This window comes from uncultured Campylobacter sp. (assembly GCF_938045225.1).
Classification (GTDB): Bacteria; Campylobacterota; Campylobacteria; order Campylobacterales; family Campylobacteraceae; genus Campylobacter_A.
The window spans coordinates 1-16701 of record NZ_CALINL010000273.1 but is presented as its reverse complement, the minus strand read 5'-3'; the positions used below and the strand labels follow the sequence as shown (position 1 = coordinate 16701).

Here is a 16701-nt window from a genome sequence, read left to right as displayed (position 1 = left end):
TAATTGCTTTTGCTACTCTGTTTACAGTATCCAAATTAAATTTTTCCAAAGGATATGAAATATCAACAGACGGATTCATTGTTACTGTTAAAATCATATTAACCAGCCCCTTTAATCTTTGTATTCTCCTCTGTCCCATTTTTCCAAAAATTCTGTGAAAAAATCTTTATCAGTTTGTTCTGGATTTACAGTTTCTATATGTTTAATTTTAGCAATTAATTTTTCACTTTCTTCTGTTTTTTTATATTCTGCTTTTATAAATGCTTCTATTATGTCACACATTAACAATTCACCTGTTATTTTTCCTCCAAAACCAATTACATTTGCATTTAAATATTCTTTTGCATCTTCGGGCGCTATGCCGTCATTTTTGGGCGGTAATCTAAAATTTGAAGAAAATGTCCTCAAAATAGAAAATAACTTATTTTTGCTAGTGCCTGGATTGTTTGCTACGGCGAGTAAATCATCTAGTGTGATGCCTCGATTGGCGGCTTCTTTTGCTGCATTATTGGCCGCTATTTTGTCGCCACCTAGTTTAACTGCCATGAAGATAAGAGAGGCGACGAGCATCAAAAGAATCGTCGCCAGAATGATTACTATAGTAGTTTGATTCATTATAGTTTTATTGTTTTATCAGGCTTTCTAAAATACGCCAAAACAGCAATCAAGACCATTAAAAGCGCGCCCACCCATACGAAAGTCGGCACCGGTATCGGCTCGCCCGCGGCATACGAGTGCATACCGCTTAGGTAGAAGTTTACGCCAAAATAGGTCATTATGATCGACCAATAAGCAAACATCGAAGTAACGGCAAATGCGTACTGGCTGTTTAGTTTAGGGATAAATCTGATGTGCAAAACTGCCGCATAGACTAAAATAGAAACCAGCGCCCACGTCTCCTTGCTATCCCAGCCCCAGTATCGACCCCAGCTTTCGTTTGCCCAAACGCCACCCAGGAAATTTCCCATCGTAAGTAGGCTAAGGCCTAGTATCATAGCCATCTCGTTTATGCGAGTGGCCTCTAGGATATTTCGGGAAATTTCTTTATGCTCTTTTGCGCCTTGCATAGCAAAAAGTACGAGCGTAAACATACCAAGTAGCGAGCAAAGTCCCAAAAATCCGTAACTAGCCGTGATAACAGATACGTGGATCGTTAGCCAGTAACTCTGAAGTACCGGCACTAGAGTGGTGATCTGCGGATCCATCCAGCTAAGGTGCGCGACAAATAGCGTAACGCCCGCTAAAATCGAGGTTAGCGCCATAGCTATCGGGCTTTGGCGAGAGAACACGAGACCTGACAAGCTAAGCGCCCAAGCGATGTAGATCATCGACTCGTAGGCGTTGCTCCACGGCGCGTGCTCGGCGATATACCAGCGTATGCCGATGCCGAAAGTATGTAGTAAAAACGCTAAAATATTTATACCGTAAACGATGCCAAATAGCCATTTGATGTTTAGTTTAGGTCTTGCCATCTTGGCAAACACGAAGCATAAAAGTCCAAGTCCAGCCAAGAGATATATCGGCGTTAGCGATTCAAAAATTTTGTATTCGTTAAAAAACAGCTCCATTTCGATGCGTTTTTCGCCAGGTATGACTGCTTTGCCGTGTTCTTGTTGATAGGTTTTTATCTCGGCTAGAGCCTGATTTGCTCGGCGCCAGTTGTTGTTTTCGGTAGCTTCGGCAACGCTAGTAAAGTAGCCTCTTAGCATCCTGCCGATCGGCTCGCTCTCGTTTTTAGGAAGATACATCATAGCTGAAGCCGGCGCATACCACGTATTATTCGGGTCGTCTATTCTTGGAAACATCGTAAATACTTCGCCGACAAATACCATATAAAGTATATTTAGACGCTCGTCTACTTTTTGTAAGTCTTTATCGAACGTACCGCGTTCGCCAGGCGTTTTGCGGTTTGCAGCCTCGGCAAATTTGGCGAGTTTATATACGCTTTTGCCGTCTTTTTCATTTGTGAAAAAGTCGTTAAAGCTTGCGTATTTTGCTTTTTCGTCTATGCCGATTAGTTTTTTTAGTTCTTTATTTCCGACGTAGATTATCGGCACGTCGCGCCAGTACGGAGCGTTTATCATCATAGAAAGTATGGCCTGGTTTGCATTTAGGCCGTCTAGCGTATCGCTGCGGTGGATTTTGTTTAAAATTTCTCTAGCAACGGTATCAAAAGGCTTCATTCTGCCGTCGGCGCTTTGGATGATTAGCGTAGAAAGTTCTTTGGCATGGTTTGCGTCGATGTTTCTAGCGTTATCGACTGCGTAGGTTTTGCTTGGGGCAAATGCCGCAAAGCATGCGATCAGCGCGAAGCTCGCGACTTTTTTAACGGCGTCTTCGTTTATCATTTTAGCTAGTTTTCTAAAGCGAGAGCGAGGATTTACGACGTTGAAAAATAGCCCTAATCCTAGTAAGAAGTAGCCGACGTAGGTCGGAATCTTGCCAGGATCGCGATTTACCGATAGTACGGTGCCAAGCTCGTCTTGGTCGTAGCTGCTTTGGAAAAATCTATATCCGTCGTGATCTAGTACGTGGTTCATGTAAATTTTATACGGGTAGTTTCCGGTTCTAGAGTCTTCGACGATAACGTCGCTAGAGTAGCTCATCGGCGAATTTGAACCCGGATAGCGCTTAAGCTCGAAGTCCTCAAGTTTTAAAGAAAATGGAAGCTCGACCATCTTTGAGCCCCAGTAAACGTTAAAAAGTACGCCGTCGATCTTAGCTTTAGCAGGTATGTAGCTGTTTTCATAGAGCATGAGCTGCTGGGTTTGCCCGTCAAACGTCAAATTTGCCACCAATGCGTCATATTCGCCGTTTTTGCTCACGACTCGCTTGGCTGCTTTGGTTAATAATGATTTAGGTACGAAATTTACGTCCGTGACCGTATAGAGCTGCATCGGTAAAAACTCGGTCGCTTGGTCTTTTGCGTACTCGCCTTTTTCATTCGTCGCCATCGTAAAGTAGCTGATATTTTGGTTTGAAGTTAGATAAAATTTGCCCTCTTTTAGCTCGATTTTGACGAAATTTTCAAGTAGCGGCTGCGCGTCGAATGCAAAGCTAACGCCGCCTACCTCGCGAGTTTCGCCGGCTTGCAGGCTTATCTCTTCTTTTGAGTCTGGGCTTGAGACTGCAAGCCTAACGAGCGGCTCGCCTTTTTCCGCTTCGTAGTACTCGGTTTCGGCCTTTTTGTAGTATCCGTCAAAGGTTAAATTTGCTTTTTTGCCCGCGATTTCAAGCGGCAAGTTAAAGTCGTTTGAGCCGACGGAAGTGATTTGTTTCGGGATCGAGTTTGAGTAAATCTGACCGTCTTTTTCGGCTGCGATTTCTATTCTAGAAACGGATCCGAATACCGCATTTGAGGTTTCGTTTTCTCTGATATGCATATTGCCCTCAAAGCCCAAATATCGCGTCATAGCAGCACCTAAAAGCATAAATAAAAAGCTAACGTGAAATATCAAAACGGGCAGTTTTTCTTTTCTTAAAAGGTTGTATCTAAAAATATTGTAAGCCAAATTTATGCCTAAAAGCACCTGCACTAAAGCGAACCAACTCGCTCCGTAAACCGCCGCCCACGCGCTTTTTGTGTCGTAGTAGCTTTCTATTATCGTTGCCGCGCCGCTACCGATAGCAAATATAATAAGTAGCACGACGGCCGACGTCATACTGAAAAATAGGGATTTTAACTCGCTCAAAACATATCCTTGAACATAAATTTAGTAAATCAAAATGCACATTATAGTAATTTTTTTTAAATAATCTTACTTTTTAGTTATTATTTTATGATAATTTTTCGTCTTTGAGTTTAAATAAATTTAATATAAACTCAAATTCGTTAAAGCCGTCCGCGCTCATAAAGTGTCCGCCTTTTTCAAAGATATCGGGCGTTACGCCTAAATTTAGCGCTACCTTTAGACTAAGCTCGCAAGGCACGATATAATCGTCTTTTGCGGCTATTACTTTTATTAAATTCGCCGCTGACTTTATCTTTTCGTAGGCGATTTGCGGCTCGCAAAACTCATCTAAAATCGCAAATTCCTTAATCGGCTCGTCAAACGGCGAGATGAGAACTAGACCGCCGAATTTCGGCAAATTTGCAAAACCGCTAAGAAAATTTAAGCTAGTTATCGTGCCCAGGCTATGGGCGATGATAAAGGAGTTCTCGCCTAAATTTACGTTTTGCTTCATGGTTTCTAGCCACTCGTTTAGCTTCGGCGTTTGCGGATTTGGCATCTTTAAAATTTCCACCTCGGCAATGCCGCGCATCTTTTTTTTGAACCAAGAAAACCAGTGGCTTTGCGGCGAAGCGTCGTAGCCGTGAATGACGTAAATTTGCTTTTTCATTAAATTTGCCTTTTTGAAAAAATACGCGAATTATATACAAATAAAATTAAATTAATTTTTGACGCAAACCGCAAGAATACTTTTTAAGTTATAAATTTAAGTAAACGGCGGCTCAAATATCATCATCCGTTAAAATTTGATATTTGTAAATTTGGTAAATTTGAAGTTAAATTTAAGCTTTTCCCCTAAAAAACGAAATAGTCATTATCAATTAAAATTTATATTGATACGAAAAATTTACGTATAATTTACGTTGATTATTTAAGATTTCGGTAAATTTATTTCAAAAAGGGAGAAAAAATGGATACTTCGAGGCGAAATTTCTTAAAAGCATCCACGGCCACGGGCTTGCTTGCGATGACTTATGCGCCAGGCACCCTGGGCGCAGTCGGCGCTAAAGCGCTAGAAGGCGGCGATAAGACCGTTTATAGTTTTTGCGAGATGTGCTCTTCTCGCTGTCCTATCGAGGCCAAGGTTGTAGACGGTAAAACCGTCTTTATCCAAGGCAACGGCAAAGTAGGCGGCACGGCGACGTCCGTATGCGCTAGAGGCGGCAGCGGACACAGTCAGCTTTACGATCCGCAGCGTCTTGTTAAGCCTCTCATCAGAGTAGGCGAGCGCGGCGAAAACAAATGGCGCGAGGCAAGCTGGGACGAGGCGCTAGATCTAGTCGCTAAAAAAATGCTCGAGATCAAGGAAAAATATGGTCCGGAGAGCTTTGTATTTACGGCAAAATCAAGCCAAACGCACAAGCTAATGACGACTTTTGCTAGCGCATACGGTTCGCCAAACTGCTTTTCTCACTTCTCCTGTTGCCCGATCACTTATCAGATGGTTTGCGAGCATATGTACGGCGATGCGAAGCTAAAAAGAGACTTCGGCAACGCAAAATACGTCGTAAATTTCGGGCACAATCTCTTTGAAGGCATCGTCATCGCCGACGCTAAAAAGCTAGCTAAAATGGCCGCGAAAGAAGATACCAAGCTGCTGGTTTTAGATCCGCGCTTTAGCGTCGTGGCTTCAAAAGCCGACGAGTGGCTACCCGTAAAACCGGGAACCGATCTAGCATTTGTTTTAGCCCTTATCCATACTTGGATCAAAAACGGCACTTACGATAAAGAATTTATAGAGAAATTTACGATTGGATTTGACAAAGTCGTAGAAGCGACCAAAGACACAACTCCGCAGTGGCAAGAAAAGATCACGGGAATACCTGCAAAAACGGTCGAGCGAATCGCTGGCGAAATCTGGAAAGCCGCACCTAAAGTCATCATCGACTTCGGTCACAACACCACTACGACTAGAGCCGAATACATTCGCACCAGAGCCATAATGACGGCAAACGCGATGATGGGTAACTGGGAGAAAAAGGGCGGAATTTTTGGCGGTAAAAAGGCTAAATTTTACAACAAACTAATCGGCGAAGAGCTAATCCCTGAGATCACAAACCCGGACGCCGCGATAAAAGTACCTAAAGTGCCTAGAATAGACGGCGCGGGCGAGGACGGCATAAATAAATTCGTCAGCAGAAGTCACGGCGTCTTGATGGAGATCCCGCAAGCCATACTAAGCGAGAAGCCTTATCCCGTAAAAGGCTGGTTTAGTATAAGGTTTAATCACCCGATCAACGTCGCGGGCACGGAAACTACGATAGAGAGCCTAAAAAAGCTTGATTTTATCGTGTGCTCGGATATCTATATGAGCGATTTTGCGATATGGGCGGACGTGATACTGCCCGAGAGTACTTACCTTGAGCGCGACGAAGGCATCGAGGATAAGTCGAGTCAAAAACCTGCCTATATGATAAGAAACAAAGTCGTAGATCCTATCGGCGACACCAAAAACGGCTACGATATCTTTAGAGAGCTAGCTCGCAGGTTGAAGATAGACGAGCAGTACTCGGCAAACACGATGGACGAGTGGAGAATCAAACAAGTAAAAGGCAACGCCGAGCTGTTGGCGGAGCTAGTTAAAAAAGGCTACGTCACGTGGAAGGTGCCGGGGATTTTGTTTAGAGAAAAAGATAGCGTAAAAGAATTTACGAAAAAATTCCCTTACGCGCAGCAGTTCGTGGGCGACGACGGGCTGATGGAGTCGCAGGTCAAATTTAAAACCGATAGCGGCAAGATCGAGCTCTTTAGCGAAAAGGTCGAAAAGCAGTTTCCGGGATACGGCTGCTTAAACGCCGAGGGCATGGACGTATTTTTCGGCGAGGAGCTTTGCCTAATGAGCGGCAAAACGCCGATACACACCAACGGCCACACGCAAAACGTCGAATTTTTAAACGACCTGATGAGTAGCGCGCCCGTCTGGATACACCCTAATACCGCGAAAAAATACGGGCTAAAAGACGGCGATAAGATAACCCTTCAAAGCAAAACCGCAAAAGAAAAAGCAAGCGTGATGCTGACTGAAGGCATCAGGGAGGATACGCTTTTCGTCTATCACGGTTTTGGTCACGAAAGCGCGGGACTAAAGCGTACGAACGGCGTAGGAACGAATCAAAGCAAGCTGCTAGATCCTACCGTGATCGGCCCCGTCGCCTCTACGATGGTGCGAAACGTCGGCGTCAAGATAATAAAAGCGTAAAGGAAAAAAGATGAAAAAAGCGTATAGAATGATACATGACGAAAACCTCTGCATAGGCTGCCAAGCGTGCTCGGTGGCTTGCAGGAGCGAAAACGAAGTGCCTAGAGGCGTTTTTAGACTTCAAGTCCATTCGCAGATAAAGGGCAAATTTCCAAATTTAAAAACCGACTTTAGCAGACATAGTTGCGTGATGTGCGAGGACGCTCCGTGCGTGGCGGTTTGTCCTACGGGAGCTAGCTTTCAGACGAGCGATGGCATAGTACTACTAGATCACTCTACTTGCGTATCTTGCAAATACTGCATCCTAGCCTGTCCTTACGACGCTCGCTACGTTGAGCCGAAAACCGGCGAGATAGGCAAATGTACGTTTTGCTTTGAAACTAGAGTGAGCATTGGCGAGCAGCCTGCGTGCGTAACCGTTTGTCCGACCGATGCTTTGGCATTTGGCGATATAAACGATCCAAACAGCGAAGTAAGTAAAATTTTAAATACCAAAACTCACTACTATCCTAAAGCCGAGCTTAAAACCAAACCGAAGCTTGCTATGATAGCTAACCGCAAAGGAGGAAGCCATGAATAATATGTGGGGAAGCGTAGCGCAATATAATGAAATTTACTGGCCGTGGCCGATAGCGGTTTATCTATTTTTGGCGGGTTTGTCCGCAGGCGCGATGATGGTTGCATTGCTTGTTAAGTGGAACTACCACAAAAAACAAGACGGCAGCATCTGGGACGCGATGGTAAAGGCGGGCGCTCTAGTAGCTCCTATAACGATCACCGTGGGCCTTGCGCTTTTGGTGCTTGACCTTGGCAAGCCGCTTAGCTTTTACTGGATTTTGATTAAGTACAACTTTGGTTCGGTTATGTCCATCGGCGTTGCGTTACTGCTGCTTTATACGCCGCTAGCTTATCTTTTTGCGGTGATTATTTTCGAAGAAGAGATAGAAAAGTATAAAATTCTAGCTATTTTACGTCCTATTTCTAGGCTGATTCGCTCTTTCGCGCCGCTTTCAAAGATAGTCGAGATGGCGCTTTTCGGCCTTGCGATCGGCGTAGGCATATATACGGGCTTTTTGCTTAGCGCGATCACGAAGCTTCCGCTTTGGAATACTCCGATTCTGCCGATCTTGTTCCTAACATCAGGCTTTAGCTCAGGCGTAGCGACAAACATCTTGGTCGGCCTTTTCTGCTTCAAACACCTTCTTAACGAAGACAACGTGAAGTACCTTTTGGTTATGGACTTGCGCGCCGTACTTTTTGAGATACCGCTTATCGCTATACTATTTTTGGGACTATATTTCGAGGGTGGAGCGAGCGCGGTTGCAGCTAAACAAGCTCTAAGTACTGGACAATACGCGCTGATCTTTTGGATAGGCGTTGTTGGCATCGGACTTTTAACGCCTATCACCATAGCACTAACGGCTCTAAAAAATCACGCTTATAGAGTGGGCTACATCATAGCAAACTCTCTTGTAGTTATCTGCGGCGTCGTGATGCTAAGATACTACATCGTTTATGCAGGCCAAGTTTTCACGGGCGCGTGAAATTTAGGTTAAATTTGACCATATTGGGCTCGGTAAACTCGCCGAGCCTTTTTAAATTCAGACGATCCAAAATCATTTTTAGCTATCATCCCCCTTAAAATATTGCGATAAAATTCGGAGAATTTATGAAAATTTTACTGCTTGAAGACGACTTCGTATATCGTGAGAGCGTTAGCGAATACCTAGAAAGTCTTGGCTACGAGGTAGATGAGGCTGCCGATGGCAAGGTCGCCTGCGATAAGATAGCGGCTGGTTTTTATCACCTGCTGATACTTGACATCAAGGTCCCGCACATCAGCGGACACGAAGTTATAAAATACGCCAAAGATATCGGCTGTGAAACACCAATAATGATAATGACCTCGCTCGTGGATATAGACGATATGGCGGTCGGATACGAGCTGGGCTGTAACGAGTATCTAAAAAAGCCTTTTGAGCTAGCTGAGCTAAAATTTAGAGTAAACGAGCTAATGCGAAAATATCACGGCAGAGACGATAAAAACTTAATCGCGATCGATGAAAACTTTAGCCTCGATACGGCTAAAAAGCGGCTCAAATTTAAAGGCGAAGCGGTTGAGCTAAGTACGAGAGAATTTGCTATCATCGAGTGTTTGCTATTTCATAAAAACAGCTTCGTAGGCATCGAGCGGCTGCGCGCCGAAGTGTGGAACGACAAGGAAATCGACCCCGCTGACGTGCGCATGCATATACTAAAAATTCGTCAAAAAACGACTCCGGAGTTTATAAAATCATCGCGCGGACTAGGCTATAAGATAGATGTTTCAAAATCTTAAAATCCCTATTTTAGCCACTTTTATCATCATGGCTTTGTTTATATTTCAAAGCTACGAGATCATAAATTTAAGCTCCAAAGACGAATACTCAAAAAATATGTTCGAACTACTCGAGTACGAGGGCAAAATTCGCAAAGCGCTCGATAAAAACGAGACTTTGCCTATTTCGCTCACATATAGATACGGCGTTTTTGATCTCAAAGAAAAGCAGATCGTATCAAATTTGGACGCGCGCCCGAGCGATTTAAAATTTATCACCCGTCAAGAAAACGGGCATCTTTTTTACAAAACCTATTTTCGTGCGGACGGCGAGCTTTATTATCTGGTGCTAGCCAAAAAGCAAAACGCGGCTAGGATTTTATTCGTCACGGCTCTAACTCTTGCGTTTGCGCTCGTGGTCGTATTTTTCGCGCTTTATTTGTCGTTTGTTAGCGGCATAAAGCCATATAAAGACGCTAAAAAATATATGAATAACTTTTTTAACGACGCGATGCACGAGCTAAAAACGCCGCTGGGCGTCATAGGCATAAACCTTGAAATGCTGGGCCTTGATAACAAATACGTCACCCGCATGCGTTCGGCTCTAAAACAGATGCAAGTCACCTACGAAGACACCGAGTACTACATCAAGCGTGGGTATATTTTATTTCCGCCCGAGATTTTAAATTTGAGCGAATTTTGCCTCGAGCGAGCACGGTATATGCGAGGTATCGCGATGGCGAAAAATATCAAAATTTACGACTTCGTCGAGCCTGATTTGCAAATTTTTATGAGCAAGATAGAGGCGGGCAGACTGATCGATAACAACCTAAGCAACGCGGTAAAATACAGCCGCGAAGGAGGGATAATAAATTTGCGCCTTTTTGAAAAAAGCGGCAAAATCGTGCTCGTAGTCGAGGACGAGGGCGAAGGCATAAAAGACACGAGTAAAATTTGGAAACGCTACGTTAGAGACGAGGGCGTGCAGGGCGGGTTTGGACTAGGGCTAAACATCGTGCAAAGTATCTGCGTGAAAAACGGCGTAGAGTACGGCGTGAAAAGCGAGCTAGGCAAAGGCAGCGTCTTTACCTACAAATTTTCGCCGTACTCAAAAAGCCTGCTTGACTAATCAAACCAAACGCCCAGCTTTGCTAAATTTCGCTCCTTTGAGTCGGAGTTAAAATAAATCACGAAATACCCCACGCGCTCGCCCTTTGCGTCGTTCATCGGCTGGACGGTAAAGGCGTGCGAATCCGTCTGATAAAATCCGCCGCTTTTAAATTTGATATCCTTTAGCATCGGCAAGACGTTTAAATTTGCGTAGCTCTTATTTACGAAATGAAAGCCTTCGATGATGCCCTCGTCGCTGCTGTTTTGATAGGGCAGGTCGCCGCCGGCGTCGAGTAATACGAAAAGATCAAGCCCTTGCTGCGAGAAAAAGTCGCTCAAATGCTTAAAATCAAGCAGCACCTCGATGCTACCGAGCATCTTTTTATCCTCAAATATCGGCGCGACAGATCTTATAAAAACACCAGCGCGACCGACCTCGATGCCTGCGGCTACGCCGTTTTTCGCCTCAGCTAGCAGGTGACGAAAGCTCGTTAGATCGTCGTTATATAGCGGTATCCAGCTCCTAGCAAAGCTCCTCATCTCAGGCGTATGGATGTGAAATTTGGCGTTTTCGTAGATCGGCACCTTGCTTAGCGTTTTGGTAAATTCGCCAAGCGTCTCTAGGCACATTTGGCGGTTATTTTGGCTCATGCATTTTTTTACGTGTTCGTTTTGCGCTAATAGCGCCGCTACCGTCATCGCGGAGAGTTTTTCTTCTTCGATATTTTTATTTAAAATTTGCGTTTGAAAGTCGAGAAATTTTTTGATATTTTCCGTCTGCGTCTGTTCGTCCCAGCGCGCCTTATAAACCGCCAAAACGCCTGCTACTACGATGATCGCGAGCGTTAGAAGTATTTTTTTATTCACGTGTTTTGCCTAGCTCGCGCGCTAAAATTTGAGAAAATTCGGCAAAATCAGGCAAATTTAGCTCGCTCTCGCGCTGCTTTTTGCCCCACATGGACTCTGGGAAAAAGCTATCGCCCTCAAACCTCGCCATCACGTGAAAATGTACGCGCGGCACGTAGTTTGCAAAGCTTGCGATGTTTATTTTGGTGGGATTATAAAATTTTCTCATTGCTTTTTCGGTTGTTAAAACCGCTTTAAATACCCTTTTTTGCGTCGCTTCGTCGCAGTCTGTGAGCTCCTTAAACGGCGTTTTGGTAAAAATTTTTACCCACGGTATCTCGCTCGTTTCTCGCTCGACGAAAATCAGCTCGTCTTCAAAAATCATTTTAAGCTCCTTTTTGATAGCGATTTTAGCTAAAATTGAATTTTAATCTTTTTAAATTTATACTTCAGGCATTTTGGCTTCGGCGCTTTACGGCGGTAAATTTATAAAATTTGAAAGGAAATTTGAGTTTATGAGACGTTTTATTTTGCTTGCGTTTTTTGCGGCGCTGGCTTTTGGCGGCGAGCTGGCTGATCTTAGCAAAGAGTGCAAGAAGGGAAACGACGAGATTTGCAAAAGGCTCTCGTTCGCGATTAAAAACCTCGAGCTTGCCTGCGATGAAGGCGGCGAGAAAAACGCGATGTATTGCGCGGGACTTGGGTATTTTTACGAGTTTGATAAGGTGTTTACAAAAGCCGTGCGATACTACGAAAGAGCCTGCGGGCTTGGTGCGGACAAAGCCTGCGTGTATCTGGGGCTGCTTTACCAAAGCGGGCAGGGCGCGGCGCAAGATCACAAAAAGGCAAACGAGCTTTTTGCTAAAGCTTGCGAAAAAGGTGTAGGCGAGGGATACGCGAGCCTAGCGTATAGCTACGGCAAGGGGCTTGGCATCTATCCTGACGGCAAAAAGACGAACGAACTGTTTGCTAAAGCCTGCAAGCTAGGCGAGGAAACGGCGTGCTACAATCTCGCCCTAAGCTACGCGCTAGGTGGCGGCGTAGAAAAGGACGCGGCAAAGGCGGCGCAGATGTATGCGGCCTCTTGCGAGCGCGGGCACGTAGACTCTTGCGCCGATCTTGGGGTTTGCTATTTTAAGGGCGAGGGCGTAGAAAAAGACTACGAAAGAGCTGTTGTGCTCTTTACTAACGCTTGTTCGGGCGCGAGTGCGCTAGCCTGTGCAAATTTGGGCTTTGCCTACGAAAAAGGCATGGGTGTAGAAAAGAATAAAAACGCCGCCAAAGAACTTTACGATAGAGGTTGCAAGCTCGGGGAATTTAGCGCGTGCCAGTATCTAAAAAATTTGCGTTGAGATGAGTGGGGGGGGGAATAAGCCCTGCTGCTGTAAATTTAAAAATACAGCTATTGTGGCGGGTTAGAGCCATACGTGCTAGGATCTTGCTAAATGTTGCCTTGAGCGGACAGAAATGGGCGGAATAATCCGCCACAACTAACATTAAAAAGCAAAATTTAGCGCCAAAATTAAAATAGCGTGGGCGTGCAAATCCAAAATAAATTTGACGCCCGTGGCTAAATTTACCGCTTAAAGTCGTGGATTTCGATATTCGCGCCATATTTTTTGCAAAGCTCGCTTACTTTTTCTTTTAGCCTTTCCTCGTCATAGCAGATGAGATCGATGTATGCGTACCTCTGCCCGGTTGCGCCGCCGATTATCTCCAAAAACGAGCCGCAGCTCTCTAGCTCCTCGTCCTCGATTTTATTTCGCAGATCAAAGCCTGCCTGTACGTCGCCGCCGTTACCTATGCTAAGAAAGCAAAATTTGATGCCAAGCTCGTAAGCTTCATTATAGATGTCGCGCTCGCCGTTTAGGTACTGATTTACGATATTGGTCAGGCAGGTGGTGCCTACGATCACGTCCTCGCGCACCTCGCTTCCGCGCGGCTCCATCTCGTAGCTGAAAAAATTCTTTAGCGGTTCGCGCGCGGCTTTTTCGCCGAATTTCTCATCGACCAGATCGGCGAATTCGCTTAGCGGCACGCCGTTTTCCTGCGGCGCGTCCAGCACCTCAAGCTCGCCTAGCGTATTTATGATCGCCGTTTCGCCGATCATATTGTCAAGCAGGATAAAGCTAAGGTTATAAGCCTTGCCCTCGTCCTGCGCGAGCAGAGCCGCTAGGTTTTCGTTGTAAATTTTAATATCCACGTCGCTTTCGTTAAACTGCGCGTAGATCATCGACTCCTCGGCGCATACGTTCGTGTCATACATCTCGATCCCGCCGATACCTCGCGGCGCGCGCGGCTTGCCGAGCGTGCAGATCATTTTGGACTCAAGCTGCTTTGGCATAGCGTTTTTGATGAAGCTTAGCCAAAATAGGCGATGCCTCATACCCTCGGGAGTTAGCACCAGATCGAGCTTATCGTCCACGAGCCCCGTCATAAAATAAGGCTCGGCAAGGCAGATACGAAGCTTCTCGTCCGTCTTTTGCATCGCCTTTTCAAACTCTTTTGCCGCCAGATCAGCCTTGATCTCATCTACCACGCCGCTAAATTCCGCCCAAAATTTATCCACTCTGCCAGCAAAAGTGCTTGGAATTTGCGCTTTTTCAGCCTTTTTACCAAAACTAAATAACCCCATATTTTCTCCTTAAATTAAATTTTACTCGCATTATATAGTTAATTAATTTACCTTACGTACACTGAAAGCAACCACCCAAAATCTCGCATTTCTCGCAAATTTGCACGTATATGACCCCCTCGCCCTCTATCATCTCGCCAAATGGGATTTGCGCTAGGTGCTTCATCGTCCCGCCGCAGCTAGGGCAGGTCAGATACTCGGCGTCCTGCACCCACTGAGGATAGCCGCCTACGGTCACATCAAGCTCGCTAAAACAGCCGTAAAACAGGGAAACTTCGCCGCCTAGCTTAAATTTCATGCCGCACAGCCGCGCAAAATCCTCCTGCGAAAAGTAGCTTTCGTCAAAGCCTTCGCCATCATGGCTTAGCTCTATCTTGCTGTCTGGGCCGCGTTTGCAAAAATATCTGACCGAACCGACGCAGGTCGGGCAACAGCGAAATATCGCGTCGTGCTTTAAATTTAAAAACGCAAGCTGCGGATCGGTTGCCTTTAGGCGCAGCATATCAAGCATCTCGCAGCCGCAAAACTCGCACTTTTGGCCCGTAGGCTCACCGATCTGTACGGGCTCATCCGCGCTTTGGTTTGAGTTTAAATTTGCGTCTTGGCTCTCGCGCTTGCCATCTTTTACGCGTACCGCGGTGAGGCATTTATCAAAAACCAAAGATTTGCGCTCACCCGTCTCGTCAAACGCCCAGCCGCCGATTTTTGCGTAAAACTCGGTACCCACATAGAGTTTTTTACGCCACGGCCGCGGGTTTTTATACAGCTCGTAAAAAAGCTCAGCCGTCTGCTCGCCGCCCTGCCAGGCAAGCGCGCAAAGTAGGTGGTTTAGCACGTTTTTGGAGTTGTCCTCTAGCGAGTTTAGTTTTGTTATGAGTGCGCCTTTTACGTCGTCCGGCGCGCCGAAGTAGAGCTCTGGCGGATAGTAAATTTCCTTTGCCGCCGCAGCTCTAGCAATCCTTGGATCGTGGATGCCCAGCAGGCTAAAAAGCGCCCAAAAATCGTTACAAATCTCATCCCATTTTTCGATCTCATCGATTCGGTCTGCGATTTTTAGGATCATCGCCTCCACTTCGTCTGCACTTAGGTTTAAAATCTCCTCCCGCCTCTGCCTTTGGCTGCACGAGTGGCAGATGCCGTCGAAGTAGATCGTGTTTTCGCCGCATTTTGGGCATAGATGAGCGCTCATATTTGCTCCTTTGAGTTTAAAGTTCGTCAAATTTTATCAAATTTTGCCGCATTTGGCGAGCAAGCGCGGATTTAAATTTGACGCCGTCTTTGCTCGCTCGCCTCATTTGCCGTTCGTCCGAATCTTTGCTATACGGTTCTACGAGCGCGGGCTGGCACTAGCTTTATATCGCCCGCGCAAATTTATCTATTATAGCCGTAAATTTTTAGCCCGCTTTCGTCTATTTCGTAGTCAAATTTACCCGCCTTTGTCATGGCGTCTAGCACCACTTCAAGCGGATTTGGGATAAAATTTGAGGCAAGCTTTTCGGTTCTGTTCATGCGCGTTTGCTCGTAAAATTTAGGCACGAAAACCCAGTGTAAGTCTTTAAACAAAATAGCTCCGTTGGCGCAGTCGAAATACCCGTCCCCTAAACATCCAAAACCGCAGACGAGCGCGATCTCCTCGTCGCCTGAAAGCAGCCTTACGCGTATGCTCTCACAACCCGAGAGCTCTAAAATTTCGCAGAGCTTGAGCCATTTTGCGTCGTTCATCAGCGACGCGAGGCGGCGCGCTTTTTTATCTAGTCTTTTTTGATAAATTTCGTATTTTTCGTTTAAATTTTGCATGATACTCCTGGGCGCCGATAAATTTGTATTTAAATTTAGAATAAAATTTGAGAGAAATTTAGGCGGGCAACCTCTCGCCTAAATTTGCAGATCAGGATTAAAAGCGAAATTTAACGCCGCCGCTCGTCAAATTTCGCCTACTAAATTTACTCCACCGTCACGCTTTTAGCGAGATTTCGCGGCATATCCACGTCGTTGCCCAGCCTCACGGCGATCTCTAGCGCAAAAAGCTGCAAGATAATCATCATCTCGAAAAACTCGCTCATCGGGTGAGCTTGCTTGCTCGTTTTGATAAAATCGTCGCTAAGATCGAACTCCTCGGGGCTGATAGCAAGTATGTAGGCATCGCGGGCGGCGAGCTCCTCGACGTTGCTCTTGGTTTTTTCGTAGAGGATGGTTTGCGGCATCAGCGCGATCGTAAAGAGCCTCTCGTCGGCAAGCGCGATAGGGCCGTGCTTCATCTCGCCCGCAGGATAGCCCTCGGCGTGCAGATAGGAGATCTCTTTGAGCTTTAGCGCGCCTTCTAGCGCTAGGGGATAAAATATATCTCGCCCGATAAAAAAGAAGCCATGGCCGTGCAAATAGTGCTTGGCTAGGCGGCGGATACGCTCTTGCGGCTCTTTGCTGATATTTAAAATTTGCGGAACGTGCATGAGCGCCGCGATCTCGTTTTTTAGCTCGTCTTTGCTTATCGAGGCTTTAGCCTGCGCGATTTGCAGCGCTAGCATCCACAGCGTTACTACCTGCGTGGCGAAGGCTTTGGTGCTGGCTACGCCCTTTTCGATGCCGGCGCGAGTTAGCAGCGTGTCGTCCGCTAGGCGCACGATCGAGGAGTTATCGACGTTGCAGATAGCTAGCGTCTTTAGGCCTGCTTGCTTGGCGATTTTTAGTGCCTCTAGGGTGTCGGCGGTTTCGCCGCTTTGCGAGATGACGATAAAAAGAGCGTTTTTGTTTAGTTTTGGGCGCCTATAGCGAAATTCGCTTGCGATCTCGACCTTGGCTCTAGTGTCTGCTAGGCGCTCGAAGAGGTAGCTAGACGTAAGGGCTGCGTGGTAGCTCGTGCCGC

At 45.9% G+C, this 16701-nt stretch carries 15 protein-coding genes; 6 read left to right on the top strand and 9 right to left on the bottom strand.

The genetic code is table 11. From position 1 onward, the window contains the following. Window positions 1–111: 111 nt before the first annotated feature. From Q0200_RS11960 to Q0200_RS09835, 3 genes are all read right to left on the bottom strand, one after another. Window positions 112–570: an RpiB/LacA/LacB family sugar-phosphate isomerase gene (locus Q0200_RS11960; RefSeq protein WP_366118610.1), complete on the bottom strand. Its 459-nt coding sequence runs from the start codon at window positions 568–570 to the stop codon at window positions 112–114. A 44-nt stretch (window positions 571–614) separates the two neighbouring features. Then, window positions 615–3692 (bottom strand): cytochrome c biogenesis protein CcsA, encoded by a 3078-nt coding sequence (gene ccsA / locus Q0200_RS09840; RefSeq protein WP_297940791.1) that lies wholly within the window; start codon window positions 3690–3692, stop codon window positions 615–617. 85 nt (window positions 3693–3777) lie between these two features. Further along, the gene (locus Q0200_RS09835) at window positions 3778–4341 is read right to left on the bottom strand and encodes an alpha/beta hydrolase (protein WP_297940789.1); all 564 of its coding nucleotides are present in this window, start codon (window positions 4339–4341) and stop codon (window positions 3778–3780) included. A gap of 300 nt (window positions 4342–4641) precedes the next feature. Between Q0200_RS09835 and phsA the strand changes: the two genes are divergently transcribed. From phsA to Q0200_RS09810, 5 genes are all read left to right on the top strand, one after another. Further along, window positions 4642–6930 (top strand): thiosulfate reductase PhsA, encoded by a 2289-nt coding sequence (gene phsA, locus Q0200_RS09830; RefSeq protein ID WP_297940788.1) that lies wholly within the window; start codon window positions 4642–4644, stop codon window positions 6928–6930. Window positions 6931–6940: 10 nt separating this feature from the next. Further along, window positions 6941–7510, top strand: a complete 570-nt coding sequence (locus tag Q0200_RS09825; protein WP_297940786.1) for a 4Fe-4S dicluster domain-containing protein — start codon at window positions 6941–6943, stop codon at window positions 7508–7510. Further along, window positions 7503–8474, top strand: coding sequence for an NrfD/PsrC family molybdoenzyme membrane anchor subunit (gene nrfD, locus Q0200_RS09820; RefSeq protein WP_122873577.1), 972 nt, complete (start codon window positions 7503–7505; stop codon window positions 8472–8474). The genes Q0200_RS09825 and nrfD overlap by 8 nt, the downstream gene beginning before the upstream one ends. Before the next feature lie 125 nt (window positions 8475–8599). Then, window positions 8600–9268, top strand: a complete 669-nt coding sequence (locus tag Q0200_RS09815) for a response regulator transcription factor (RefSeq protein WP_122867286.1) — start codon at window positions 8600–8602, stop codon at window positions 9266–9268. Continuing rightward, window positions 9252–10376 (top strand): HAMP domain-containing sensor histidine kinase, encoded by a 1125-nt coding sequence (locus Q0200_RS09810; protein WP_297940783.1) that lies wholly within the window; start codon window positions 9252–9254, stop codon window positions 10374–10376. Before Q0200_RS09815 ends, Q0200_RS09810 begins: the two co-directional genes overlap by 17 nt. On the opposite strand, the gene Q0200_RS09805 is transcribed toward Q0200_RS09810, so the two are convergent. Then, window positions 10373–11224, bottom strand: coding sequence for a cache domain-containing protein (locus tag Q0200_RS09805; RefSeq protein ID WP_297940781.1), 852 nt, complete (start codon window positions 11222–11224; stop codon window positions 10373–10375). The two genes, Q0200_RS09810 and Q0200_RS09805, sit on opposite strands and share 4 nt — an antisense overlap. Beyond that, window positions 11217–11588: an HIT family protein gene (locus Q0200_RS09800; protein WP_297940779.1), complete on the bottom strand. Its 372-nt coding sequence runs from the start codon at window positions 11586–11588 to the stop codon at window positions 11217–11219. Before Q0200_RS09800 ends, Q0200_RS09805 begins: the two co-directional genes overlap by 8 nt. Before the next feature lie 130 nt (window positions 11589–11718). On the opposite strand from Q0200_RS09800, the gene Q0200_RS09795 reads away from it, so the two are divergent. Further along, window positions 11719–12555 (top strand): tetratricopeptide repeat protein, encoded by an 837-nt coding sequence (locus tag Q0200_RS09795; protein ID WP_297940776.1) that lies wholly within the window; start codon window positions 11719–11721, stop codon window positions 12553–12555. Window positions 12556–12779: 224 nt separating this feature from the next. On the opposite strand, the gene Q0200_RS09790 is transcribed toward Q0200_RS09795, so the two are convergent. The 4 genes from Q0200_RS09790 to Q0200_RS09775 all read right to left on the bottom strand — a co-directional run. Beyond that, window positions 12780–13838 carry a hypothetical protein gene (locus Q0200_RS09790; RefSeq protein ID WP_297940774.1) on the bottom strand — a complete coding sequence of 353 codons (1059 nt, stop codon included), beginning with the start codon at window positions 13836–13838 and terminating at the stop codon, window positions 12780–12782. A 52-nt stretch (window positions 13839–13890) separates the two neighbouring features. After that, window positions 13891–15027 (bottom strand): cytochrome C, encoded by a 1137-nt coding sequence (locus Q0200_RS09785; RefSeq protein ID WP_297940772.1) that lies wholly within the window; start codon window positions 15025–15027, stop codon window positions 13891–13893. A gap of 182 nt (window positions 15028–15209) precedes the next feature. Further along, window positions 15210–15635, bottom strand: a complete 426-nt coding sequence (locus tag Q0200_RS09780; protein WP_297940770.1) for a DUF6678 family protein — start codon at window positions 15633–15635, stop codon at window positions 15210–15212. A gap of 146 nt (window positions 15636–15781) precedes the next feature. Then, window positions 15782–16701, bottom strand: a 920-nt coding sequence (locus tag Q0200_RS09775) for an isomerizing glutamine--fructose-6-phosphate transaminase (protein WP_297940769.1), incomplete at its 5' end; no start/stop codon positions are given.

Bases quoted from the DNA above. Each gene is read 5' to 3' on its own strand.
- Q0200_RS11960 (WP_366118610.1), bottom strand. From the start codon at position 570: ATGCTCGTCGCCTCTCTTATCTTCATGGCAGTTAAACTAGGTGGCGAC.
- Q0200_RS09835 (WP_297940789.1), bottom strand. From the start codon at position 4,341: ATGAAAAAGCAAATTTACGTCATTCACGGCTACGACGCTTCGCCGCAA.
- phsA (WP_297940788.1), top strand. From the start codon at position 4,642: ATGGATACTTCGAGGCGAAATTTCTTAAAAGCATCCACGGCCACGGGC.
- Q0200_RS09825 (WP_297940786.1), top strand. From the start codon at position 6,941: ATGAAAAAAGCGTATAGAATGATACATGACGAAAACCTCTGCATAGGC.
- nrfD (WP_122873577.1), top strand. From the start codon at position 7,503: ATGAATAATATGTGGGGAAGCGTAGCGCAATATAATGAAATTTACTGG.
- Q0200_RS09815 (WP_122867286.1), top strand. From the start codon at position 8,600: ATGAAAATTTTACTGCTTGAAGACGACTTCGTATATCGTGAGAGCGTT.
- Q0200_RS09810 (WP_297940783.1), top strand. From the start codon at position 9,252: ATGTTTCAAAATCTTAAAATCCCTATTTTAGCCACTTTTATCATCATG.
- Q0200_RS09800 (WP_297940779.1), bottom strand. From the start codon at position 11,588: ATGATTTTTGAAGACGAGCTGATTTTCGTCGAGCGAGAAACGAGCGAG.
- Q0200_RS09795 (WP_297940776.1), top strand. From the start codon at position 11,719: ATGAGACGTTTTATTTTGCTTGCGTTTTTTGCGGCGCTGGCTTTTGGC.
- Q0200_RS09790 (WP_297940774.1), bottom strand. From the start codon at position 13,838: ATGGGGTTATTTAGTTTTGGTAAAAAGGCTGAAAAAGCGCAAATTCCA.
- Q0200_RS09785 (WP_297940772.1), bottom strand. From the start codon at position 15,027: ATGAGCGCTCATCTATGCCCAAAATGCGGCGAAAACACGATCTACTTC.
- Q0200_RS09780 (WP_297940770.1), bottom strand. From the start codon at position 15,635: ATGCAAAATTTAAACGAAAAATACGAAATTTATCAAAAAAGACTAGAT.